The following is a 23264-nucleotide window of genomic DNA, read 5'->3' as shown; positions in this document are numbered from 1 at the left end:
TTCCGTCACCTGCCGGGGGTCGATGCGGTGCCGTCGGACATGGCCTCGGGGGCGAGGACCAGGGGGACGTGGCCGGAGGCCGGCCGGACGCCGGGGGCGGGGCTGGGGACGCCCTTGACCGTGCCGTCGGGGCCCAGGAAGGCGGGGTCGCCGCCGGGGACCATGCCGAGTTCGCGGGCGCGGCGCTGGAGGGCCTCGGGCGCCGAGTAGGCGTCGATGTCCCGCTGGAGGGCCTGTTCCTCGTCGGTGAGGCTCTTGGTCTCGCGCTGCAGGTCGTCGAGTTGGAAGGCGCCTTCGCTGACGGCCGAGTTCAGCACGAGGAGGCAGATGAGTCCGCCGCCGAGCAGCAGGACGACGAGGAGGACGAAGGGGGTGCGGGCCGCCTGCCCGGGGCCGGTGGGGAAGAGCCGCGCGAGACGTGCCGCCCTGCCCGTCAGTTCGGGTCTACTGCTCACGCGCGCTCCCTCGGGTCCGGCGGGGCCGCGCGCGGCCGGCGCGCGTCCTGGGCCCCCGGGACGGCCGCCCGCCGCGGGCCCGCGCCTCATCGGCCGGGGACAGCCCCCCGCGGCCCAGCCGCGCTCCACCGGACCGGGACGACCGTCCGCCGCGGACCGGCGCCCCGTCGGCCGGGGGCAGCCACCCGCCGCCCAGGCACGCTCCATCGGCCCGGGACGACCGTCCGGCACGGACCCGCGCCTCATCGGCCCGGGCCGGCCACCCGTCACCCACTCGCGTTCCATCGGTCCGGGACCACCCGTGGCTCACTCGACGTCCTCCCTGATGCGCTGGGCGCCGCGCAGCCGCGCCGGTGCCGCTCGCCGGTTCTCGGCGATCTCCTCCTCGGTGGGGAGTTCGGCACCGCGGGTGAGGAGCTTGAGCCGCGGCTGATAGCGCTCCGGCACGACCGGCAGCCCGGGCGGCGCGGTGGTGGCGGCGCCCGCCGCGAAGACCTGCTTGACCAGCCGGTCCTCCAGCGAGTGGTAGGAGAGCACGGCGATCCGCCCGCCCACGTCCAGCGCCTTCACGGCGGCCGGGATCGCCCGTTCCAGGACGGCGAGTTCACCGTTGACCTCGATGCGCAGGGCCTGGAAGGTCCGCTTGGCCGGGTTGCCGCCGGTGCGCTTGGCGGCCTGCGGCAGGGCGTCGCGGATCAGCTCGACCAGCCGCGCGCTGGTGGTGAACGGCTCCTTCTCCCGCTCGCGCACGATCGCGCCGACGATCCGCTTGGCCTGCTTCTCCTCGCCGTACGCCCGCAGGATGCGGACCAGCTCGCCCGGCGGGTACGTGTTGAGGACCTCCGCGGCGCTGACCCCGGTCGTCTGGTCCATGCGCATGTCGAGCGGCGCGTCCTGGGCGTAGGCGAAGCCGCGGTCTGCCTCGTCGAGTTGCATGGAGGAGACGCCGAGGTCGAACAGGACGCCCTGCACGCGCGCGATGCCGAGCCGGCGCAGTACCTCGGGGAGTTCGTCGTAGACGGCGTGGACCAGGGTGGCGCGTTCCCCGTAGGGCGCGAGGCGCTCGCCGGACAGGCGCAGGGCCTCCTTGTCGCGGTCGAGGGCGACCAGGCGGACGTCGGGGAACCGCTCCAGGAGGGCCTCGCTGTGGCCGCCGAGGCCGAGGGTGCAGTCGACGACCACGGCGTCCGGGCCCTCCAGGGCAGGTGCCAGCAGGTCCAGGCACCGCTGGAGCATCACCGGGACGTGTCGACTCTCGCTCAAGGGGCCCTCTCAGATCCGGCGGGCCCGTACGTACGCGCCGCGCACGCGGGGAGAACCCGGTCGTCGCCGGGGTCTCCGAAGAATGCAGTCCAGCGGGCAGAGTCTCGCCTCCCGCTTCGCGTCACTTTAGTCCACCCTGTGTCGCGGTCAATCAACCGGCCTGCGCGTCGCAGACCCACGGCACACCGCCCTTGTGGGTTACCTCACTACAAGCCCCGATGGCCTTCTTTGTCCCCTCTCACAGCGGGACGAGAGCACGGGTGACCAGTAACGTCATGGTTATGACGACTTCTGCATCGGTTCCCACCGGCCCCCACGCCGCGACCACGGGCGGCACCGTCACCGACCGGCTCGTCGAGGCGAACCAGCGCTACGCCGAGGCGTTCACCGATCCCGGCATGGACGCCCGTCCCGTCCTCCAGGTCGCCGTCGTGGCCTGCATGGACGCCCGACTCGACCTCCACGCGGCGCTCGGCCTGGAGCTCGGCGACTGCCACACGATCCGCAACGCCGGCGGCGTCGTCACGGACGACGTGATCCGCTCCCTCACGATCAGCCAGCGCAAGCTGGGCACCCGCAGCGTGGTCCTCATCCACCACACCGGCTGCGGCCTGGAGAGCCTCACCGAGGACTTCCGCAACGAGCTGGAGGCGGAGGTCGGCCAGCGCCCGGCGTGGGCCGTGGAGTCCTTCCGGGACGTCGACCAGGACGTCCGGCAGTCGATGCAGCGCGTGCGCACCTCGCCGTTCCTGCTGCACAACGACGACGTGCGCGGCTTCGTCTTCGACGTGAAGACCGGCCTGCTGCGCGAGGTCGACCCCGTCTCGTCCGCCTCCTGACCTGCCCGCCCACCCCGTCCGGCAACCCCCGGTAGCTGTCGGAAGCCTGTCAGTCACGCGTTCTAATGGCCGTAAGACCGACATATCGCGGCCAGTTGTCCACAGTCGAGTGACACGAATCGGTAACGGCAGCAAGAATGCGGGGGTGGCGTCGCGCGGAACTTTTCACGCGCGGTGTCCGTGTTCGGGGTGGGCAGGCCCGCGTCATGCGGCGTCGGCCCGGGAAAATGGGGTATCCCGTGCTTCCTGGGAGCAGGGGAAAGGCCGAGGAGGGCCGGGTGACGACCTATGACGATCGAGCGAGCCTCACTGATCTGACCGCCGTGGTGGAGCGCGTGCGGGATTCGGTGGAAGGCGTGATCGAGGGGAAGCCCGAGGTCGTACGGCTCTCGCTGACCGTACTGCTCGCCGAGGGGCATCTGCTGATCGAGGATGTCCCGGGTGTCGGCAAGACGATGCTGGCCAAGGCGCTGGCGCGGTCCATCGACTGCTCGGTGCGGCGCATCCAGTTCACGCCCGACCTGCTGCCGTCGGACATCACCGGCGTGTCCATCTGGGACCAGCAGCGCCGCGACTTCGAGTTCAAGCCGGGCGCGATCTTCGCGCAGGTGGTGATCGGCGACGAGATCAACCGCGCCTCCCCGAAGACGCAGTCCGCGCTTCTGGAGTCCATGGAGGAGCGCCAGGTCACCATCGACGGCAAGACCTACGAGCTGCCCGGCCCGTTCATGGTGGTGGCGACGCAGAACCCGGTCGAGATGGAGGGCACCTACCCGCTGCCGGAGGCCCAGCGCGACCGTTTCATGGCCCGCGTGTCGGTCGGCTACCCGAGCGCGGAGGCCGAGCTGCAGATGCTGGACGTGCACGGCGGCGTCTCGCCGCTGGAGGACCTCCAGCCGGTGGCCCACGCGCACGAGATCCTCAAGCTGATCGAGGCCGTGCGCGGCGTGCACGTGGCCGAGCCGGTCCGGCGTTACGTGGTCGACCTGGTCGGCGCCACGCGCACGCACCCCGACCTCAGACTGGGCGCCTCCCCGCGCGCGACGCTGCACCTGCTGCGCGCGGCGAAGGCCTCCGCCGCGCTGAACGGCCGGGAGTACGCGCTCCCGGACGACGTGCAGGCCCTCGCCGTCGCCGTCCTGGCGCACCGTCTGCTGCCCACCGCGCAGGCCCAGCTCAACCGCCGCACGGCCGAGCAGGTCGTCGAGGAGATCCTCCAGCGCACCCCGGTGCCGGCGTCACCTCACCAGCAGAGCGGATTCGGAGCCGTGGGCCGCACGGCACCGGCGTATCCCTCGCACCCGCCGCGGAGGCTGTGATGACCACCGCGGGGACGGGGCAGGCGGAGGCCGACCGGGGCGAGAAGGGCGGCGTCCGCACCGCCCTGGCCGGTCTGACCACCCGCGGACGCTCCTTCCTGGCCGCCGGCGTCGCGGCGGCCGTCTGCTCGTACGTGCTCGGGCAGGCCGATCTGCTGCGGGTCGGCCTGCTGCTGGCGGTGCTGCCGCTGGTGTGCGCGACGGTGCTGTACCGCACGCGCTACCGGGTCGCGGGCAGCCGCAGGCTCTCCCCCGCGCGCGTGCCCGCCGGCAGCGAGGCGCGGGTCCACCTGCGGATGGACAACGTCTCGCGACTGCCCACCGGCCTGCTGATGCTCCAGGACCGCGTGCCCTACGTGCTCGGCCCGCGGCCGCGCTTCGTGCTGGACCGGGTGGAGGCGGGCGGCCGGCGCGAGGTGTCCTACCGGGTCCGCTCCGACCTGCGGGGCCGCTATCCGCTGGGCCCGCTCCAGCTGCGCCTGACGGACCCGTTCGGCATGTGCGAGCTGACCCGCTCCTTCTCCTCGTACGACACCCTGACCGTGATCCCGCGCGTGGAGCCGCTGGCACCGGTGCGGATGAGCGGCGAGGCCAAGGGGTACGGCGACGGGCGGCAGCGTTCGCTCGCGCTGGCCGGCGAGGACGACGTCATCCCGCGCGGCTACCGCTACGGCGACGACCTGCGGCGGGTGCACTGGCGCTCGACCGCCCGCTACGGCGAGCTGATGGTGCGCCGCGAGGAGCAGCCGCAGCGCGCGCGCTGCACGGTGCTGCTCGACACCCGGGGCATCGCCTACGCGGGCGCGGGTCCGGACTCGGCCTTCGAGTGGGCCGTCGGGGGCGCCGCCTCCGTCCTGGTGCACATGCTCGAACGCGGCTTCTCGGTCCGTCTGCTGACGGACACCGGCAACGCGGTGCCCGGCGAGGGCGGTGACGGCTTCGCGGGCGCGAGCCAGGAATCGGCGGACGCGGCCGGGCTGATGATGGACACCCTCGCGGTGATCGACCACTCCGACGGCGCGGGCCTGTCCCGGGCCTACGACGTGATCCGCGGCGGCAACGAGGGACTCCTGGTGGCCTTCCTCGGCGACCTGGACGACGAGCAGGCGGCCGTGGTGGCCCGGATGCGCCGGCGCAGCGGGGGCGCCCTCGCCTTCGTGCTGGACAGCGAGACCTGGACGCGGGAACCGACCGACGTACCCGGTCCGTTGCGGGAGAGCGGGGAACGGCTGCGGATGCTGCGCGAGTCGGGGTGGACGGTCCTCGCCGTGCCGCGCGGCGCCGCGCTGGACGATCTGTGGCGCCGGGCCGACCGGGAACGCCGGGGCGTGGCAGCCGCGAGCGGCGGGGAGGGACCCTGATGGGCGGGCGGATACGACTGACGCTGGGCGCGTGGGCGGCCACGCTGATGGCAGCGTGCGCCCTGCTGCCCCTCGTGGAGCCGGCCACCTGGATCGTGCAGGCGGCGTTCCTGCTGGCCGTGCAGGCCGGCGTGGGCGCCGCGGCCCGCCGGGTGCCGCTGGCGCGGCCGCTGACGGTGGCGGCCCAGGCTCTGGTGACCGTGTTCCTGCTGACCTTCGTGTTCGCCCGTGAACAGGCCCTGGCCGGGCTGGTTCCCGGACCGCAGGCCCTGGAGCGCTTCTCGCACCTGCTCCAGCAGGGCGGGGAGGACATCGCGCGGTACGCGATCCCGGCGCCCCTGGAGTCCGACGGCATCCGGCTGATGCTCATCGGCGGGGTGCTCGTCATCGGGCTGCTGGTGGACACCCTCGCGGTGACCTTCCGCAGCGCCGCCCCGGCCGGGCTGCCGCTGCTCGCCCTGTACTCGGTCGCCGCCGGGCTGTCCGACGGGGCCGCGGACTGGCTGTGGTTCCTGGTCGCGGCGGCCGGTTATCTGATGCTGCTGCTGGCCGAGGGGCGGGACCGGCTCTCCCAGTGGGGCCGGGTCTTCGGCGGCGCGCCGCGGACCGGGGCGGGAGAGCCGGCCGGTGCCGTCGCCCCGGTCCGCACCGGGCGGCGCATCGGCGTGGTCGCGCTGGGCATCGCCGTGGTCGTGCCGCTGGGCCTGCCGGCGATGAACGGCGGACTGCTGGACTCGGTAGGAGCGGGCGCGGGCGCCGGCGCGGGCGGCGGCGGCACGATCTCCGCCGTGAATCCGCTGGTGTCGCTGCGCGACAGCCTGAACGCGGACGAGGACCGGCAGGTGCTGTCCGTGAAGACCGAGATCGCGGACGTCTCGGACCTGTATCTGCGGATCGTCTCCCTGGACGACTTCGACGGCACCACGTGGAAGCCGTCGCGGCGGTCCATCACCGCCGTCCCGGACGGCGCGTTCCCGACGCCGATCGGCCTCTCACCGGACGTCAAGCGCACGGAGGTCGACACGTCGATCTCGGCGGCCGACTGGTACGCCCAGGACTGGCTGCCCATGCCGTACCCGCCGAGCGGGGTGCGCATCAGCGGCAACTGGCGGTACGAGCCGCTCGGCATGACCCTGGTCGGCGACCACGGCCAGAACACCCGCGGCCTGACCTACCAGGTCCGGAGTCTGGACGTGCAGCCGACGGCGAAGCAGCTGGCCGCGGCCGGGCCGGCGCCCGAGGCGATCCGGCGTGACTTCACCGAGCTGCCCGACTCGCTGCCGCCCGTGGTGGCCCGCACGGCCCGCCAGGTCACCGCGGGAGCCGCCGACCCGTACGACCAGGCGGTGAAGCTGCAGGACTGGTTCGCGGTGACCGGCGGCTTCGAGTACGACACGCAGGTGCAGGTGGGCAGCGGTTCGGAGGCGATCGCCCGGTTCCTGCGGGACAAGCAGGGCTTCTGCGTGCACTTCTCCTTCTCGATGGCGGCGATGGCCCGCTCCCTGGGCATCCCGGCCCGGGTGGCGGTGGGCTTCGCGCCCGGTACCCCGCAGGCGGACGGCTCGGTGTCGGTGGGGCTGCGCGACGCGCACGCCTGGCCGGAGCTGTACTTCGAGGGCGTGGGCTGGACCCGCTTCGAGCCGACTCCCAACCGCGGCTCGGTGCCGCCGTACACCCTGCCGGACACGCCGGGCAGCTCGGTGCCGGACGACGCGCGTCCGACCCAGTCCACGTCGGCGGCGCCGTCAGCGGCGCCCTCGGCGAGCGAGAGCTGCACGCCGGAGCAGAAGAAGCTGGACGGCGGATGCGGCAGCGAGTCGCCGCAGGCGGCGCTGCCCACCGGAGGCGACGGACCGAAGTGGTACGCGTCCCTGGCCTGGGTTCTGGCCGGTCTGGCCGTGGTGGCGCTGCCCCTGGCCCCGATGCTGTGGCGCCGGCGCACCCGCTCGGTCCGGCTGGGCGCGCACGGCCGCGGCGAGGCGGACGCGGCGCCGCACACCCTGGCCGTCTGGCAGGAGCTGACCGACACCGCGTGGGACTTCGGCATCCCGCCGGACGAGTCGCTGACCCCGCGCAAGGCGGCCGCCCGCATGGTCCGGCTGGGCGGTCTCGACGGGACGGCGGCGGCGTCGGTGCACCGGGTGGCGGACGCGGTGGAGCAGGTCCTGTACGCACCGCACCCGCGTCTCACGGCGGGCCTCGCGGACGACGTGCGCCGTGTGACGGCGGGCCTGAGCGCGGGAGCCGGCCGGGCCGCGAGACTCCGCGCGGTCCTCGCGCCGCGTTCCACGGCACGGGTGCTGTGGGCGGTGTCGGACTGGTGGACCGGCGTCCGGCAGCGGGCCGTGGCCCTGCGCCCGGGTTGGGGCAGACAGGGCTGAGGCACGGGCCCCGGGCCCCGGCCGCGCGGCCGGGGCCCGGGCTCCGGCTCAGTGCCTGCTGAGGCGCCCCGGGCCGACAGGCCCGGACTCGGGCCGAGTACACCGAGTACACCGAGTACTGAACCGGGCCGGACCCGGGCTTCAGTCTGCTGAGGCCGCAGTCGAGCAGGGTAGAGCCCTCGCGGACCTGCCCGCCCCGCCGGAGGCCAGGGCGGCGGCGCTGCCGGGCACCTATGCCTGGGCATACGTCAGGGGGTGACCACCACTCGGTGGTCACCCCCTGACGGTGTGTTCATGAGGCCGTGAGGAGACTCGGCGCGGACCTAATGGCCGTGGCCGCCCTGCTCGTCACGGCGCTTCTGCCAGCGCTGCTCGATGCGGTCCATCATGGAGCGCCGTTGCCGGCCCTGACGGCGGCCCTGTGGGCCTGCGGCGGCACCGGCGGCCTGTTCACCCGGCTTGGGGGCCTTGCGCCAGCCGGTCACGGCGAGCACCGCGCATCCCAGCATGACGAGGAAGCCCACGACACTGAGCCAGACCTGCTTGGCGACCATACCGGCCATGAGGAGCGCAATACCTGCGAGGAAGCCCGCGACCGCCTGGTAGACCCGCCGCCGGGTGTACGTACGCAGCCCGCTTCCCTCAAGCGCCGACGCGAACTTGGGATCTTCGGCGTACAGCGCTCGCTCCATCTGCTCGAGCATGCGCTGCTCGTGCTCCGAGAGCGGCACGGAGTCCTCCTCATCGTGCAGTCGCCGGGGCGACCCGGGGGGTCCCTTCAGGATAGGCAGGGAATCGCCCCCGTGAAACCCGCCCCTCTGCGCCAATTGGCCAACCGGAATCCGCCATGGACGTCCCGGCTCGCTGAGGCTTGTCATTCCCCGGCGGCCGACCCGTCATGCCGGAACGGTCTCCCTCGATCATACGGCGCCAAGCCCCCATTCGGGGGGCCTGTGGCGTACTCCATGCGCAGCCGAGCCGCTGATCAGCGGCGGTACCCCGGGAGGCGCCTCACGCCCCAGTGGCCCCGGGTGTCTCGTCGACCCCACCGGTCTCAGCCGTCTCACCGAGCACGTGGAGCTGGGTGGCCACGGAGTGGAAGGCCGGGAGCTCCGCTGCCGCCTCCTCCAGCTTGAGCAGCGCCTCCAGGGCCCCGGGCTCGGTGTCCACGAGGACGCCGGGCACGAGGTCGGCGAAGACCCGGACGCCGTGCACGGCACCGACCCGCAGGCCCGCGCCCTCGACCAGAGCGGTGAGCTGCTCGGCGGTGAAGCGGCGCGGGACCGGGTCACCCGTGCCCCATCGTCCGTTCGGGTCGGCCAGGGCCTGCCGGGCCTCCTTGAAGTGACCGGCCAGGGCCCGGGCCAGCACGGCACCGCCGAGCCCGGCAGCGAGCAGGCTGAGGACGCCCTCCGGGCGCAGTGCCGCGACCGCGTTGCGGACGCCCTCGGCCGGGTCGTCCACGTACTCCAGGACGCCGTGGCACAGCACCACGTCGTAACCGCCCCGCTCGGCCACGTCGAAGAGACCGTGGGCGTCGCCCTGCACCCCCTCGACCCGGTCGGCGACGCCGGCCTCGGCGGCGCGGCGCTCCAGCGCGAACAGCGCGTTGGGGCTCGGGTCGACGACCGTGACCCGGTGGCCGAGACGGGCCACGGGCACGGCGAAGTTGCCGCTGCCGCCTCCGGTGTCGAGGACGTCCAGCGACTCGCGGCCCGTGGCCTTGGCCCGGCGGTCCAGGGCGTCCTGGAGCACCTCCCAGACCACGGCGGTACGGAGGGAGGCGCGGGGTCGCATCGGGTCCGACACGGCAGTTGACTCCTCGGCGCGGCACCGCCTCTTGCGCGGCGGAGCGGAACGGGCTGCCTTCCCCGGTCCCGGCCGGCGGGGAGGGAAGACATCAGGCGTCCCCCACCCTATTGCCTCGGGCGCGGCACCCGGCATGACCCGGTGCCGGGACCTTCCCGGCCGGTCAGCCCGCGTCCGGCATGTTCGCCCCCGGCCCCGGGCCCTGGTCTGCCGGCTGGTCCTGGTCCGCCCGCGGCTGCGGGAGGACCGGCTGGAGGACCAGCATGCGCTCGACGATGCGCAGGAACATCGACACGTCGCGTATCAGGTCGTCGGCGTCCCGGCCGCTGGCCGCGCCCTGGATGCCCGCCTCGGCCCGGGCACGGCGCCGGGCGCCGGAGGCGAACAGGGCGCTCCACTCGGACAGCTCGGGCGCGATCTCGGGGAGCACTTCCCACGCGCTTCGGATCTTGGCCCGGGCCCGGGGTGAGGTCTCCGGCCTGCCCCGGGCGGCGAGGACGGCGGCGGCGGTGCGCAGGGCGGCGAGGTGTGCCGTCGCGTAGCGCTCGTTGGGGGTCTCCAGGACGGCGGCTTCGTCGAGGCCCGCGCGGGCCTGGGCGAGCAGGTCGAGGGCGGCGGGCGGGGCCGAGGCCCGGCGCAGTACGGGGTGGACGTCGCTCGCCGGGCCGGTCAGTGAGGGGGCAGGGCCGGAGGCGCGGCGCCGACGGGCGGCTGCTGCGTGGTAGCTGGCCATGACGAACCTCCTGTCGTCTGTGTGACGGCGCGTCCGATACGGAGTGCCGTATGTGACCCATCGTGAGGTATGGCACTGACAATCCGATCTGACCTGCTGTTTTGCCTCGATCGCAGGTTCCGAGTAACTTTTTGCACTGACCAGTCAGTTCAAATATGTGGGGAGTCCCGTGGGGGAAGCGAGGGGAACGGGAGGGGTGCGGATCGCCGCCGAGGGCCTGGGGGTCGAGGGGCCCCGGGGGTGGGCGGTCCGCGGCATCTGCCTGGAGGCCGGGCCCGGTTCACTCGTCGCGGTGGAGGGCCCGTCCGGGTCCGGCCGGACGTGTCTGCTGCTGGCGCTGACGGGGCGGATGAAGGTCACGGAGGGCACCGCGGTCGTGGGAGACGCCCGGCTGCCCCGGCAACTGCCGGCGGTGCGCCGGTTCAGCGCGCTGGCTCACGTGCCCGGAGTCACGGACCTGGATCCCGCGCTCACGGTCGGCGAGCACCTGCGCGAGCGGGCGCTGCTCGAGCGGCGCTTCGGTGGTTCCCTGCGGGCCCTGCTGCGGCCCCGGGGCGAGCGGGCGGCCGAGGCCGGCCGGCGCGTCGGCGAGGCTCTGGCCGCGGCCGGTCTCGACCTGGAGACCCTGCCCAAGGGCCCGCGCACCGCCGTGCGGGACCTGGAGCGCCTGGAGGCGCTGCGGCTGTCGGTCGCCCTGGCGCTGATCGGCCGGCCGCGGCTGCTCGGCGTCGACGACACCGACCTCAAGCTCTCGGACGACGAGCGGGACGAGGCCTGGGCCCTGCTCAGGTCCCTCGCGGACGCCGGGACGACGGTGCTGGCCGTGTGCAGCGAGGCTCCCGCCGGCGCCGTCCGGGTGTCCACCCGGGGGAGCCACGAGGAGCAGGACGCCGAGGACGGCCAAGCAGAGGACCGGGGCGCCGAGGCCGGCCGAGCCACCGGCAACGGCCGGGACACCGCTGACGCCCGGGACGCCGAGGCCGGCCGGGACACCGACGACGCCCAGGGCACCCAGCGCGCCCAGGGCACCGACCACGGCACCGCAGACCAGGGAGAGGGGAAGGCCGATGCGTTCGCCGAGACTGGCCGCGCTTGAGCTCCGCCGCTTCGGCCGGGGCAAGCTGCCGCGCGCCGCGCTCGTCGCCCTGCTGGTGCTGCCGCTGCTGTACGGCGCGCTGTACCTGTGGTCGTTCTGGGACCCGTACGGCCGGCTGGACCGCATCCCCGTGGCGCTGGTGAACGACGACAAGGGGGCGACCGCCGACGGCAGAAGGATCGCCGCGGGCGACGACATCGCCAAGGGCCTGCGCGACAGCAAGACGTTCGACTGGCGCGAGGTCAGCGCCGCCGAGGCCCGCAGGGGTGTCGAGGACGGCACGTACTACCTGTCGCTCACCATGCCCGCCGACTTCAGCCGGCGGATCGCCTCCAGCTCCGGGAACACCCCGGAGACCGGCGCCCTTCAGGTGCACACCAACGACGCCAACAACTACATCGTCGGGCAGATCTCCCGCACGGTGTTCGGCGAGGTGCGGCGCGCCGCGTCCACGAAGACCTCGCGGTCCTTCCTGGACCGGATCTTCGTGTCGTTCTCCGACATCCACGGCAAGACCGTCCAGGCGGCCAAGGGCGCCGACAAGCTGAAGGGCGGCATCGGCAAGGCCGAGAAGGGCTCCAAGGACCTCGCCGACGGCCTGAAGGACGCGAAGGACGGCAGCGGCGAGCTGTCCGCGGCCCTGAAGAAGCTCACCAAGGGCGCGGGCGACCTGAAGGACGGCTCCCAGGGGGTCGCGGACGGCACACAGACCCTCGCCGACAAGGTCAACGGCACCGCCGGCAAGGTCCGCCCGTTCCTCAAGGGCAACGAGAAGACCATCGGCGACACCGCCCAGCTCGTCGCCGACAGCTCCGGGGTGATCCGCAAGCACCTGGACGCCCTGGTCAAGAGGGCCCCGGCCGCGGCCAAGGGCGCCCGCGCCGCGTCGGCCACGCTAGCCGACGTCCACGCCCGGCGCTGCGCGGAGCCGGCGCTGCCCGACGCCGCCTGCGCCGATCTGAAGAAGGCCAAGGACGCGGCGGCCGACGTGACCCTCATCGCCGACGACCTCGACACGCTGATCGCGGACCAGGACGGCGACCTGGACAAGCTGGACAAGAACCTCGCCACCCTCCAGAAGCAGTCGCAGGCGCTGGCCGACCGCGCGCCCCGCCTGTCCGAGGACCTCGACGACGCCGTCAAGAAGATCAACAAGCTGAACGACGGGGCCGCCCGGGTCGCCGCCGGTGCCAAGAAGCTGCACACGGGCCTCGGCAGGGCGAAGACCGGGGCCGTCGACCTGGACAAGGGCGTCGGCGAGCTGAAGACGGGCGCGGAGGACCTCAACGGCGGCATCTTCAAACTGGTCGACGGCTCCGGCAAGCTCGCCGGCGGGCTGCACGACGGGGCGGAGAAGATACCCGACTACGACAAGCGGGACCGCGAGCGGCGCACCGAGGTCATGGCCGATCCCGTGCGGCTCGCCTCCCAGGACCTGCACAAGGCGCCCAACTACGGCACCGGTTTCGCCCCGTACTTCATCCCCCTGTCCCTGTGGGTGGGCGCCATGGTGGCGTACATGCTGATCGCGCCGATGAACCGGCGCGCGCTCGCCGCGGGCGCCTCGGCGTGGCGGATCGCGCTGGCGGGCTGGCTGCCCGTGGTGGCGATCGGTGTGCTGCAGACGGTGGCGCTGATGGCGGTGCTGCACTGGGCGGTCGGCCTGCAGATGGTGCGGGCGGCCGGGACGGTGGGCTTCCTGTTCCTGGTGACGGCGTGCTTCGCGGCGATCGTGCAGTGGCTGAACGCGCGCTTCGGGGCCGCGGGCCGGATCCTCGTCCTCGCCCTGCTGATGCTCCAGCTGACCTCGGCGGGCGGCACCTACCCCGTGCAGACCAGCCCCGGCTTCTTCAACGCGCTGCACCCGTTCCTGCCGATGAGCTACGTCGTGGAGGCGCTGCGGCGGCTCATCACCGGCGGTGGTCTCGAACCGGTGTGGCACGCGTGCGTGGTGCTGACGGCGTTCACCGCCGGGGCGCTCGCGCTGACCGCCGTGGCGGCCCGCCGGCGCCAGGTGTGGACGCTGGACCGGCTGCACCCGGAGCTGAGCCTGTGAGCCCCACCGGCACATCTCCCGGAAAGGTTCCTGTGACAATCAGGGCCATGGAAAGCAGCAGTGCCGCGTCGGGCGGCAGCACGCGCCGCGAGGCCACCCGGCAGAAGCTCTACGAGGCGGCCGTCACGCTCATCGCCGAGCAGGGGTTCTCCGCCACGACCGTGGACGAGATCGCCGAGCGTGCCGGGGTCGCGAAGGGCACCGTCTACTACAACTTCGCGAGCAAGTCCGTCCTCTTCGAGGAACTGCTGCGGCACGGGGTGGGACTCCTCACCGCCTCCCTCAGGGAAGCGGCCGAGCGCACCGCCCGGGACGGCGGCGGCAAGGTCGACGCCCTGGACGCGATGATCCGGGCGGGCCTGGTCTTCATCGACCGCTACCCGGCCTTCACGCAGCTGTACGTGGCCGAGCTGTGGCGCACCAACCGGGCGTGGCAGTCGACCCTGATGGTGGTGCGGCAGGAGGCCGTCGCGGTCGTGGAGGGCGTGCTGCGCGAGGGGGTCGCGGGCGGCGAGTTCAGCGAGGAGATCGATGTGCCGCTGACGGCGGCGGCGCTGGTCGGCATGGTCCTGGTGGCCGCGCTCGACTGGAAGTCCTTCCAGCCGGAACGCTCCCTGGACGACGTCCACGCGGCCCTGTCGCGGCTGCTCCAGGGGCGGGTGAGCGGCTGCCGCTGACAGGCGGCGGCCGGCATGCGAGAGCGCCGGTCCGCTGTGGCCGCGTCCCCCGCGGGCCACCGCGAACCGGCGCCTTCTCGCTCCCCCGTTCCTCCTGCTCCCCCGTACGTTCCCCCAGCAGGACCCCCGTTGCGGTCGTCCCCCCGGTTCTCCCCCGGTTCCCCCGTGCCTCGCTTCCGCCGACGCCGTCGGCGGAAGGAGCGGATCGTGGGCCGGCCCCGTTCCGGCGCCCCGTGTCGCCGGTGCCGGAGCCGAGCCCCTCTCCGTGTCTCCACTCTCTCCTCCGGGCGGGTCCTCCCCCATCCGCGCGCATACTCAACTCCCCCACTGAGTACGGGTACTCATCGCTGAGGGCTCGACCCCAGCGCCCGGGGCCGCGCCCTGGTCACCCGCGCGTCCGCGCCCGTACTCGCGGGTGGCCCCGGCGGGGGTGCCGGTGGGGGCCGATAAAGTCCCTGGCATGGCACGGATTGCGGTGATCGGCGCCGGGATGGGCGCGCTGGCGGCTGCCGCCCGGCTGGCCGTCGCGGGCCACCGGGTGGCGGTGTACGAACGGACGGACACCTACGGCGGGGCGCTGCGCCGCTTCGAGCGCGACGGGTTCACGTTCGACACCGGTCCGGGCCTGCTGCCGCTGCCCGCCGTCTACCGCGACCTGTTCGTCAAGACCGGCAAGGAGCCGCTGGAGGCGTGCGTCGAGCTGGTCCAGGTGGACCCGTCGTCCCGGCACGTGTTCGCGGACGGTACGGCGGTGTCGCTGCCGAACGCCTCGCGCGCGGGAGTCGTCGCCGCCCTGGACGAGGCCCTCGGCGCGGGCGCCGGGAAGCGGTGGGGGGACTTCCTGGTGCGGGCCCGCGAGGCCTGGGACCGTACGCGCCGCCCGCTCCTGGAGGAGCCGCTGTGGCCGAACTGGCAGGTGCTGGCCGCGCGCGAGCCCTACCCGGCGGTGCCCCACAAGCGGCTGCTGCGCACCCGCCGGGCGGGCACGCTCGCCGAGGTCGGGGCCTGGGAGCTGCGCGACCCGCGGCTCGCGGCCCTGCTGGAGTGGTACGCCCTCGCGCAGGGCCTGGACCCGCGGACCACCCCGGCGAGCGCGGCCGTCCTGCCGTACATGGAGCACGCCTTCGGCACGTGGTACGTGCGCGGCGGGATGCGCGAGCTGGCCCGTGCGGTGTACGAGCGGTGCGTGGCGCGGCGGGTGGAGTTCCACTTCGGCGCCGACGTCACGGCCGTGCGGGAGAAGGACGGCCGGGCCTGCGGGATCGAGCTCTCCGACGGGACGGCCGCCGAGGCCGACTTCGTGGTGGCCGGGGTCGCGCCGGGCGCCCTGGAGCGGCTGACGGCGGGCCGGGCCGCCCGGGCCGGGGGCGAGGTGCCGCCCCAGCCGGCGTCGGCCGGCCGGCTGACCGTCCTGCTCGCCCTGCGCGGCAGCCGCCCCGAGGGCACGGCCCACCGCACGGTGGTGCACGCCCCGGACCGGGAGGCCGAGTGGGAGGCGCTGTTCGGCGCGGCGGCACAGCGGGCGGCGGACGCGCAGCCGACCGTGACGGTGCTGCGGCCGGACGACCCGGGATCGGCCCCTGCGGGCCACGAGGCGGTCACCCTGTCGACGGTGGTGCCCGCCCGGCTGGACGGGTCCCACGACGCTCTCGCCGAGCGCCTGATCACCGCCGCCGCCCGCGTCCTGCCCGATCTGCGCGAGCGCGTCCTGTGGCATGAGGTGCGCACCCCGGCCGACATCGCGCGGGAGACGGGCGCGGAGGGCGGGGCCGTGCCCGTGCCCGCGCTGGCGGCGGCCGGGGGGCGGCTGCTGCACCCGTCCAACGGCACCCGGGTGCCGGGCCTGTTCACCGTGGGCGGCTGGGCCCACCCCGGCGGCGGGCTGCCGCACGCGGGCATGTCGGGCGCTCTGGTGGCGGGACTGATCGTGGAGGGGCCGGAGTTCCGCGGCTCTCAGTGACCGCCCGGCCCCGCGGGCACGAGGGCTTCAGAAACGGTACTGCTCGTCGAAGCCGTTGCCGTGCGGCTGCTGCCCACCGCCCTGGTAGGGGTAGGCCTGCTCGGGCGGCAGCTCCTGCCCGTACTCGTCGGTGTTGCGCTGCTGCGGCACCCACACCCCGCCGGGCGGGGTCTCGCCGCTGTGGGTCCCGGCGTACTGGTCCTGGCCGTAGCCCTGCTGCTGGCCGTAGTACTGCTGGTCGCCGTAGCCCTGGTCGTAGGGGGCCGCGCCGTAGTGCGACGAGCCGATGTACGGGTCCGAGTAGGCGGCGTACTGCTGCTGGCCGCCCGCGTCGTAGCCCTGCTGGGCGTAGCCCGAGTAGTCGTAGGCGGAGTACTGGTCGGCGTTCTGTGCGGAGTACTGGTCTTGGGACCGGCCGGCGTTCTGCCCGTACCCGTTCTCGCCGTAGACCCCGTAGGAGCCGGTGTCGTCGGGCAGGGGCAGCGGCTCGTAGACGGAAGTGGCCGCGGCGGCGGTCTCCCGGTCCGGGCGCGCCGGGGTGAAGACGTCGTCGCGGTCGTAATCGTCGCCGTAGGTGTCGTCGCGGTGGACGGGCTCGCGGCGCCGGTCGCCGGTCTCGTCGCCGTATCCGCCGTCGGCCTCCAGGCCGGAGACCTCCAGGGTCGGCTCCTGGCGGCCGCGCTCGCCCCGGCGCCGCTTGCTGCCGCTCAGCATCGGCGCGTTCACCGCCCAGCCGGCCGCGAAGCCGCTGCGGAAGGAGAGGGTGACGTACGTCTGGCCGACGGCGAAGGCGGCCGCGCCCAGTCCGATCACGACGACGGACGGGATGAGCACCCCGACCACCACGCCGAGGAAACCGACGAAGGCCAGCAGCCGCCAGCGCAGCCGCGCCTTGTACTGCAGCAGCACCTCACCCAGCAGCCACAGCGCGACGATGCCGAACGCGATGTAGAGGACCGCCCAGCCCATGTACGCCCCTCTCCCAGTCGCCGCTACGCAGTGTGTCGTATACCGGTGCGAACGGTCTAGGCCTGCTGTCGGTGGTGCAGGCCCAGGTTCTCGTAGATTTCCAGTGTCGCAGTGGAGTTGTTGAGCGTGATGAAGTGCAAGCCGGGCACGCCCTCGGCGAGCAGCCGCGCACAGAACTCCGTGGCGAATTCGATACCGATGGAGCGTACAGCGGCCGGATCGTCCTTCGCTGTGAGGATCCGCTCTTTCAGGGCGGCCGGGAAGGCGGCGTTGGTCAGCGAGCCGATCCGCTCCAGGGACCGCACGCTGGCGATCGGCATGACCTCCGGGATGATCGGGGTGTCGCAGCCGGCCGCCGAGACGCGGTCGCGCAGCCGGAGGTAGTCCTCCGGGTGGAAGAACATCTGCGTGATGGCGTAGTCCGCGCCCGCGCGGCACTTGTCGACGAAGTGGCGGACGTCGGTGTCCCAGTCGGTGGAGCGCGGGTGCATCGCCGGGAAGGCGGCGACCCCGACGCAGAAGTCGCCGGAGGCCTTGATCAGTTCGACGAGCTCGGCGGCGTAGGCGAGGCCGCGGGGGTGCGGCACCCACTCGCCCATCGGGTCGCCGGGCGGGTCGCCGCGCAGCGCGAGCATGTTGCGGATCCCGGCGTCGGCGTACTGGCCGATGATGTTGCGCAGGTCGGCCACCGAGTGGTCGACCGCGGTGAGGTGGGCGATCGGCGTGAGGGTGGTGTCGGAGGCGATCGCCTCGGTCGCCTTGACCGTGCCGGCGCGGGTTGAGCCGCCGGCGCCGTAGGTCACGGAGACGAAGTCGGGCGCCACGGCCTCGACCCGCCGCAGCGCGTTCCACAGCATCCGCTCGCCCTTCGGGGTCTTCGGGGCGTAGAACTCGAACGAGTACGTCGTCTTGCCGGTCGCGAGCATGTCGCGGACGGTGCGCGCGTGGTCCGACCTGATGGATGCGGTGCCGAGGGCCATACCGGCAGGTTAGCCAGGGGCGGTCGCTCCCCCAACCGACCGAGGGGTTTTGCCCTCTTTGTCCATTTGTTGTCCGTCTGTTGTCCACCCCTTGGACAGTCCCGCCCGGACAGTCCCGCCCGGACGGTCCCGACCGACGGCCCGGCCCGGACAGTCCTCTCCGGAAGGCCCGGACACCGCAGGGCGGGCTACCGCTCCCGCAGCCGCTTCGCGAACTCGGCCGCCGCCGCGCCCGGGTCGTCGGCCTCGGTGATCGCCCGTACCACGACGACGCGCCGGGCACCCGCCTCCAGGACCTGGCCGAGCGTGGTCAGGTCGATGCCGCCGATGGCGAACCAGGGGCGGTCGGTGCCGAGGGCGGCGGTGTACCGGACCAGGTCCAGGCCGGGGGCGTGGCGGCCCGGCTTGGTGGGGGTGGGCCAGCACGGGCCGGTGCAGAAGTAGTCCACGCCGTCCTGCGCGGCGGCCGCCGCGGCCTCGGACTCGGCGTGGGTGGAGCGGCCGATCAGGACGTCGTCGCCGAGGATCGCGCGGGCCGCGGGGACCGGCAGGTCGCCCTGGCCGAGATGGAGCACGTCGGAGCGGGCGGCGTGGGCGACGTCCGCGCGGTCGTTGACCGCGAGCAGCTTGCCGTGCCGGGCGCAGGCGTCGGCGAAGACCGCCAGGTGCTCCAGCTCCTCGGCGGCCTCCATGCCCTTGTCCCGCAGCTGCACGATGTCGACGCCGCCGGCCAGCACGGCGTCCAGGAACTCCGGGAGATCGCCCTGCCGCCTGCGCGCGTCGGTGCACAGGTACAGCCGGGCGTCGGCGAGCCGGTCGCGGGCGGTGGTGGCGGCGGTGCCGGGCATGGGTGCGTCCCCCTGGAGGTCGGTGCCGCGGGTGCGCCCGCGGTACGTCGGTGCCGTACGGGTGCGTGCGTGTGCGGTGCGGGAAGGTCCGGTCCGCCACGACGCCTCGGGCACCCTACGCCCCCCTCGGCCGGCGGCGGCCGGACGGCCGTGCCCGCGCGGCCCCGCACGGGCGGCCCCGCACGGGCGCGAGCCCGCCCCTGGCCGTGACCCCACGGGCCACGGCCCCACGCGGGCGTTGTTCGGGTCCGGCCCCGCTCACGCGGTGCCGGACGGTTGTTCGGTCGGGGTCGGGTCAGACCGCGAGCGCCTGGGCGCGGCGCTTCACCTCCGTGCCGCGATTCTCGCGGAGGGCCTGCGCCGGGGTGCCGGGCAGGGAGGGGTCGGGGGTGAACAGCCACTCCAGCATCTCTTCGACCGTGAAGCCGTCGTCCCGCAGGAGCGTCAGGGTCCCGGACAGGCCCTTGACGACCTTGTCCCCGTCGATGAAGTCCGCGGGGACGTGCAGCGCGCGGTTCTCACCGCGGCGCACGGCGATGAGCTGGCCCTCCTTGACCAGCTGCCGCACGCGCGTCACCTCGACGCCGAACTGTTCGGCGATGTCGGGGAGGGTGAGCCAGGCTGGGACGAGAGCATCGATCTTTGCGTCAATCTCGGTCACGGAACCAGCCTGCCATCCGCCACCGACAGTCGGAAGTCGGCCCGGTCCACCCGGGCGGCCGCACCGGCTCGCGGGCCCTACGCCACGGCCGCCTTCATCGGCCGTGCCGGGTCCGCCAGCAGCACCGGGTTCATCGGCGCGCCCGACTCGATCAGCCGGCGGCCCTGCGCCAGATCCCGGGGCCGGCCCACCGCCAGCAGCGCGACCATCCGCCCGCCGCGCAGCCAGCACACCGTCCAGGCCGGGCCGGACGGGTCGCCGCGCCACAGGGTGGTGTCGGCGTCCGCGTGGTGACCGGCGTACTGCACGAACCGCCCGAACTGCTCGGACCAGAAGTACGGGACGGGATCGTAGACGGCCGATGTCTCACCCGTGGCGCGGCCGACGATGTTCGCGGCGACCGTGCGGGGTCCCTGGAGCGCGTTGTCCCAGTGGTGCACCAGCAGGCGCTCGCCGTACCGCCCCGAGGGGAAGGAGGCGCAGTCGCCGACGGCGTACACGTCCGGCCGGGAGGTGCGCAGGTGCTCGTCGGCCAGGACCTCGCCGTGGTCGCCGAGCCGGATCCCGGAACCGGCCAGCCAGGACGTCGCCGGGCGCGCGCCGATGCCGACCACGACCGCGCCCGCGGGCAGCCGCGTACCGTCCCGGAGCACCACCGCTCCGGGCTCGACGCGCTCCACGCGCGCGTGTGTGCGCAGTTCCACGCCCGCGTCGGCGTACCAGCCGGTCATCGGGGCGGCGACCTCGGCGGGCAGCGCTCCGGCCAGCGGCCGTTCCGCGGCCTCCACGACCGTGACCGCGCAGCCCGCCTCACGCGCGGCGGTGGCGAACTCCGCGCCGATCCAGCCCGCGCCGACGACCACGATGTCGTGCTGGCGGGCGAGCACCGGCCGCAGCCGCTCGGCGTCGTCCAGGGTGCGCAGCAGGTGCACGCCGGGCACGCCCTCCGTGCCGGGCAGCCGGACCGGTTCGGCGCCGGTGGCCAGGACCAGGACGTCGTAGGGCACGGGCCCGTCCTCGGTGTCCAGTTCGTGCTCGGCGGGGCGCACGCCCATCACCTCGCAGCCGAGCCGCAGTTCGATACCGAGGGCCTCGAAGTCGACGTCGAAGGCGGAGCCCTCGGACTTGCCGAGCAGGACGGCCTTGGACAGCGGCGGCCGGTCGTAGGGCTGGTGGGGCTCGGCGCCGATCAGCAGCACCGTGCCGGGAAAGCCCCGCTCGCGCAGCGCGACCGCGGTCTGCACACCGGCCATCCCCGCGCCCGCCACGACCACGCGCGCCGGCCCGGACGACCCTGGTTCCTGCGTCTGCTCGCTCACCTGATCACCATAGTCAACTGACATTCCGTCAGTCAGTGCCCCTGCGCCGTGACCTGCTCCACAGCGCCCGTCCCGCCGCCCGGGTCCGTCCTTGCGCATACCCGGAAACGGGCCGTGTACGACGCCGCCGCGGCCGGTTGCGCACGGAGGCTCCCTTACCGCCCCCCGCGGCGTCCGGCTAGGGTGGTCCGCGCAGAGCACTCGCGGGAGCCCGGACGCACCGGGCTGAGAGGGAGGCTGGCGGCCTCCGACCGTACGAACCTGATCCGGGTCATGCCGGCGAAGGGAGGGGCTGGACGCCCATGTCGCGCACGCGAACCTCAGACGTCCTCGTCATCGGGGGCGGGATCATCGGGCTGGTCACGGCCTGGCGTGCCGCGCAGCGCGGTCTCGCCACGGCGGTGGTGGACCCCGAGCCGGGCGGCGGGGCCGCGCAGGTGGCGGCCGGCATGCTGGCCGCCGTCACGGAGCTGCACTACGGCGAGCAGACCCTGCTCGGCCTGAACCTGGCCTCCGCCCGGCGCTACCCGGACTTCGCGGCCGAGCTCACCGAGCTGACCGGCCACGACCTCGGCTACCGCCGCTGCGGCACCCTCGCCGTCGCCCTGGACGCCGACGACCGGGCCCATCTGCGCGAGCTGCACGCCCTGCAGGAGCAGTCGGGGCTGGACTCCCAGTGGCTGTCGGGGCGTGAGTGCCGGCGTCTGGAGCCGATGCTCGCGCCGGGCGTGCGCGGGGGCCTGCGCGTGGACGGCGATCACCAGATCGACCCCCGGCGGCTGGCCGGGGCGCTGGTCGCCGCCTGTGAACAGGCCGGTGTGGTCTTCCACCGGGTGTGGGCCGAGCGGCTCACCGTGACCGGTGAGCGGGCCACGGGCGCCGTCACGGCCGACGGGACCGGGCTGGGCGCCGGGCAGGTGGTGCTGGCCGGGGGCAGTCTGAGCGGACGCCTGGCCGGGATCCCGCAGGAGGTCCTGCCGCCCGTACGGCCCGTGAAGGGGCAGGTCCTGCGGCTGACCATGCCGCGGCGGCACGGGCCGTTCCTCAGCCGGACCGTGCGCGCGGTGGTGCGCGGCAGCCATGTCTACCTGGTGCCGCGCGAGAGCGGCGAGCTGGTCGTCGGGGCGACCAGCGAGGAACTGGGCTGGGACACCACCGTCACCGCGGGCGGCGTCTACGAACTGCTGCGCGACGCCCACGAGCTGGTCCCGGGCATCACCGAGCTGCCGCTCACCGAGACCCGCGCCGGGCTGCGCCCCGGCTCCCCCGACAACGCGCCCCTGCTCGGCCCGGCCGGCCTGGACGGCCTGCTGCTGGCCACCGGGCACCACCGCAACGGCGTCCTGCTCACTCCGGTGACCGGCGACGCCCTGGCGCACGCCCTGACCACGGGTGAACTCCCCGAGGAGGCCCGCCCCTTCACCCCCCGGCGCTTCAGTACCGCCACCGCACTCACGGAGCAGCCCGCATGAACATCTCCGTCAACGGCGAGCCCCGGGACGTCCGGCCCGGCACGGCTCTCGACACCGTCGTGAAGTCGCTCACCGCATCGCCCTCGGGAGTGGCCGCCGCCCTCAACGAGACCGTCGTCCCGCGCGCCCAGTGGCCGTCCACGCCCCTCGCCGAGGGAGACCGCGTGGAAGTCCTGACCGCCGTCCAAGGAGGCTGACCATGGCCGACGACCCGTTCGTCCTCGGGGACCTGTCCCTCACCTCCCGTCTGATCATGGGCACGGGCGGAGCGCCCAGCCTCGACGTCCTGGAGCGGTCGCTGGTGGCGTCCGGGACGGAGCTGACGACGGTCGCGATGCGCCGCGTGAACCCCTCGGTGCACGGCTCGGTGCTGTCCGTCCTCGACCGGCTCGGCATCCGGGTGCTGCCCAACACCGCGGGCTGCTTCACCGCCGGCGAGGCCGTCCTCACGGCCCGCCTCGCGCGCGAGGCCCTCGGCACCGACCTGATCAAGCTGGAGGTCATCGCCGACGAGCGCACGCTGCTGCCGGACCCGATCGAGCTGCTGGAGGCGGCCGAGACGCTGGTCGACGACGGCTTCACGGTGCTGCCGTACACCAACGACGACCCCGTGCTGGCCCGCAGGCTGGAGGACGTGGGCTGCGCGGCGGTCATGCCGCTCGGCTCGCCCATCGGCTCCGGGCTCGGCATCCGCAACCCGCACAACTTCCGGCTGATCGTCGAGCAGGCGCGCGTGCCGGTGATCCTGGACGCGGGGGCGGGGACGGCCTCGGACGCGGCCCTGGCGATGGAGCTGGGGTGCGCGGGTGTGATGCTCGCCTCGGCGGTGACGCGGGCGCAGGAGCCGGTGCTGATGGCCGACGCCATGCGGCATGCCGTGGAGGCGGGGCGGCTGGCCCACCGCGCGGGCCGGATCCCGCGGCGGCATTTCGCGGAGGCGTCGTCGCCGGCGGAGGGCATGGCCGCGCTGGATCCGGAGCGTCCCGCCTTCGGATAGGGGACACGTCACAGGACGGCTGCAGTCCCGCCCCGAATCCGCCGGGCGGGCGGGGCTGTCGGTCGTGGC

The 23264-nt window shown here is 74.1% G+C and carries 21 protein-coding genes and 1 riboswitch; of the genes, 11 read left to right on the top strand and 10 right to left on the bottom strand.

Going from position 1 to position 23264, the window contains the following annotated elements:
* Window positions 1–5: 5 nt before the first annotated feature.
* Entirely contained in the window at window positions 6–455 is a 450-nt protein-coding gene (locus ACF07N_RS28255) for a septum formation initiator family protein (RefSeq protein ID WP_383333168.1), read from the bottom strand.
* Window positions 456–761: 306 nt separating this feature from the next.
* On the bottom strand, window positions 762–1718 hold the full coding sequence (rsmH, locus tag ACF07N_RS28250; protein WP_383333166.1) for a 16S rRNA (cytosine(1402)-N(4))-methyltransferase RsmH: 957 nt from the start codon (window positions 1716–1718) through the stop codon (window positions 762–764).
* Window positions 1719–1936: 218 nt separating this feature from the next.
* Here rsmH and ACF07N_RS28245 point away from each other — a divergent pair, with 218 nt between their 5' ends.
* The 4 genes from ACF07N_RS28245 (at window position 1937) to ACF07N_RS28230 (ending at window position 7618) form a co-directional block, all read left to right on the top strand.
* Entirely contained in the window at window positions 1937–2557 is a 621-nt protein-coding gene (locus ACF07N_RS28245; protein WP_383333164.1) for a beta-class carbonic anhydrase, read from the top strand.
* A gap of 278 nt (window positions 2558–2835) precedes the next feature.
* Complete coding sequence (locus ACF07N_RS28240; RefSeq protein ID WP_392118152.1) at window positions 2836–3876, top strand: AAA family ATPase; 1041 nt, start codon at window positions 2836–2838, stop codon at window positions 3874–3876.
* Complete coding sequence (locus tag ACF07N_RS28235; protein ID WP_383333160.1) at window positions 3876–5237, top strand: DUF58 domain-containing protein; 1362 nt, start codon at window positions 3876–3878, stop codon at window positions 5235–5237. Before ACF07N_RS28240 ends, ACF07N_RS28235 begins: the two co-directional genes overlap by 1 nt.
* The gene (locus tag ACF07N_RS28230) at window positions 5237–7618 is read left to right on the top strand and encodes a DUF3488 and DUF4129 domain-containing transglutaminase family protein (protein WP_392118149.1); all 2382 of its coding nucleotides are present in this window, start codon (window positions 5237–5239) and stop codon (window positions 7616–7618) included. The genes ACF07N_RS28235 and ACF07N_RS28230 overlap by 1 nt, the downstream gene beginning before the upstream one ends.
* Window positions 7619–7941: 323 nt before the next feature.
* Here the strand turns inward: ACF07N_RS28230 and ACF07N_RS28225 are convergent, their stop codons facing one another.
* The 3 genes from ACF07N_RS28225 to ACF07N_RS28215 all read right to left on the bottom strand — a co-directional run bounded on the left by ACF07N_RS28225 (window position 7942) and on the right by ACF07N_RS28215 (window position 10160).
* A complete protein-coding gene (locus tag ACF07N_RS28225; protein ID WP_392118146.1) occupies window positions 7942–8349 on the bottom strand; it encodes a DUF3040 domain-containing protein in 408 nt (135 codons plus the stop codon).
* A gap of 280 nt (window positions 8350–8629) precedes the next feature.
* On the bottom strand, window positions 8630–9427 hold the full coding sequence (locus ACF07N_RS28220) for a methyltransferase (protein WP_392118143.1): 798 nt from the start codon (window positions 9425–9427) through the stop codon (window positions 8630–8632).
* 163 nt (window positions 9428–9590) lie between these two features.
* Entirely contained in the window at window positions 9591–10160 is a 570-nt protein-coding gene (locus tag ACF07N_RS28215) for an SAV_6107 family HEPN domain-containing protein (protein WP_392118140.1), read from the bottom strand.
* Between the two features lie 196 nt (window positions 10161–10356).
* On the opposite strand from ACF07N_RS28215, the gene ACF07N_RS28210 reads away from it, so the two are divergent.
* From ACF07N_RS28210 to ACF07N_RS28195, 4 genes are all read left to right on the top strand, one after another.
* On the top strand, window positions 10357–11256 hold the full coding sequence (locus tag ACF07N_RS28210) for an ATP-binding cassette domain-containing protein (RefSeq protein WP_392118137.1): 900 nt from the start codon (window positions 10357–10359) through the stop codon (window positions 11254–11256).
* Entirely contained in the window at window positions 11228–13312 is a 2085-nt protein-coding gene (locus tag ACF07N_RS28205) for a YhgE/Pip family protein (RefSeq protein ID WP_392118134.1), read from the top strand. Before ACF07N_RS28210 ends, ACF07N_RS28205 begins: the two co-directional genes overlap by 29 nt.
* A gap of 47 nt (window positions 13313–13359) precedes the next feature.
* Window positions 13360–13989, top strand: coding sequence for a TetR/AcrR family transcriptional regulator (locus tag ACF07N_RS28200; RefSeq protein WP_392118131.1), 630 nt, complete (start codon window positions 13360–13362; stop codon window positions 13987–13989).
* Between the two features lie 460 nt (window positions 13990–14449).
* Entirely contained in the window at window positions 14450–15949 is a 1500-nt protein-coding gene (locus tag ACF07N_RS28195; RefSeq protein WP_392118129.1) for a phytoene desaturase family protein, read from the top strand.
* A gap of 27 nt (window positions 15950–15976) precedes the next feature.
* On the opposite strand, the gene ACF07N_RS28190 is transcribed toward ACF07N_RS28195, so the two are convergent.
* The 5 genes from ACF07N_RS28190 to ACF07N_RS28170 all read right to left on the bottom strand — a co-directional run bounded on the left by ACF07N_RS28190 (window position 15977) and on the right by ACF07N_RS28170 (window position 20726).
* A complete protein-coding gene (locus ACF07N_RS28190; RefSeq protein WP_392118126.1) occupies window positions 15977–16918 on the bottom strand; it encodes a hypothetical protein in 942 nt (313 codons plus the stop codon).
* A gap of 56 nt (window positions 16919–16974) precedes the next feature.
* Window positions 16975–17898, bottom strand: coding sequence for a methylenetetrahydrofolate reductase [NAD(P)H] (gene metF / locus ACF07N_RS28185; RefSeq protein WP_383333140.1), 924 nt, complete (start codon window positions 17896–17898; stop codon window positions 16975–16977).
* 188 nt (window positions 17899–18086) lie between these two features.
* A complete protein-coding gene (thiE, locus tag ACF07N_RS28180) occupies window positions 18087–18746 on the bottom strand; it encodes a thiamine phosphate synthase (protein WP_383333138.1) in 660 nt (219 codons plus the stop codon).
* A 295-nt stretch (window positions 18747–19041) separates the two neighbouring features.
* The gene (locus ACF07N_RS28175; protein ID WP_094052488.1) at window positions 19042–19407 is read right to left on the bottom strand and encodes an Rv2175c family DNA-binding protein; all 366 of its coding nucleotides are present in this window, start codon (window positions 19405–19407) and stop codon (window positions 19042–19044) included.
* A 77-nt stretch (window positions 19408–19484) separates the two neighbouring features.
* Entirely contained in the window at window positions 19485–20726 is a 1242-nt protein-coding gene (locus ACF07N_RS28170; protein ID WP_392118122.1) for an NAD(P)/FAD-dependent oxidoreductase, read from the bottom strand.
* A gap of 193 nt (window positions 20727–20919) precedes the next feature.
* A riboswitch (TPP riboswitch) is annotated at window positions 20920–21031 on the top strand.
* On the opposite strand from ACF07N_RS28170, the gene thiO reads away from it, so the two are divergent.
* The 3 genes from thiO (at window position 21029) to ACF07N_RS28155 (ending at window position 23195) form a co-directional block, all read left to right on the top strand.
* Complete coding sequence (gene thiO, locus ACF07N_RS28165; protein ID WP_392118120.1) at window positions 21029–22198, top strand: glycine oxidase ThiO; 1170 nt, start codon at window positions 21029–21031, stop codon at window positions 22196–22198. It overlaps the preceding riboswitch by 3 nt.
* Window positions 22195–22395, top strand: a complete 201-nt coding sequence (gene thiS / locus ACF07N_RS28160; protein ID WP_338777714.1) for a sulfur carrier protein ThiS — start codon at window positions 22195–22197, stop codon at window positions 22393–22395. The genes thiO and thiS overlap by 4 nt, the downstream gene beginning before the upstream one ends.
* 2 nt (window positions 22396–22397) lie before the next feature.
* On the top strand, window positions 22398–23195 hold the full coding sequence (locus tag ACF07N_RS28155; protein ID WP_383333129.1) for a thiazole synthase: 798 nt from the start codon (window positions 22398–22400) through the stop codon (window positions 23193–23195).
* Window positions 23196–23264 lie beyond the last annotated feature (69 nt).

The sequence above is a fragment of the Streptomyces sp. NPDC015242 genome (assembly GCF_043079125.1).
GTDB lineage: Bacteria > Actinomycetota > Actinomycetes > Streptomycetales > Streptomycetaceae > Streptomyces.
The sequence above is the reverse complement of the archived record's forward strand: the minus strand, read 5'-3'. Positions and strand labels throughout refer to the sequence as shown.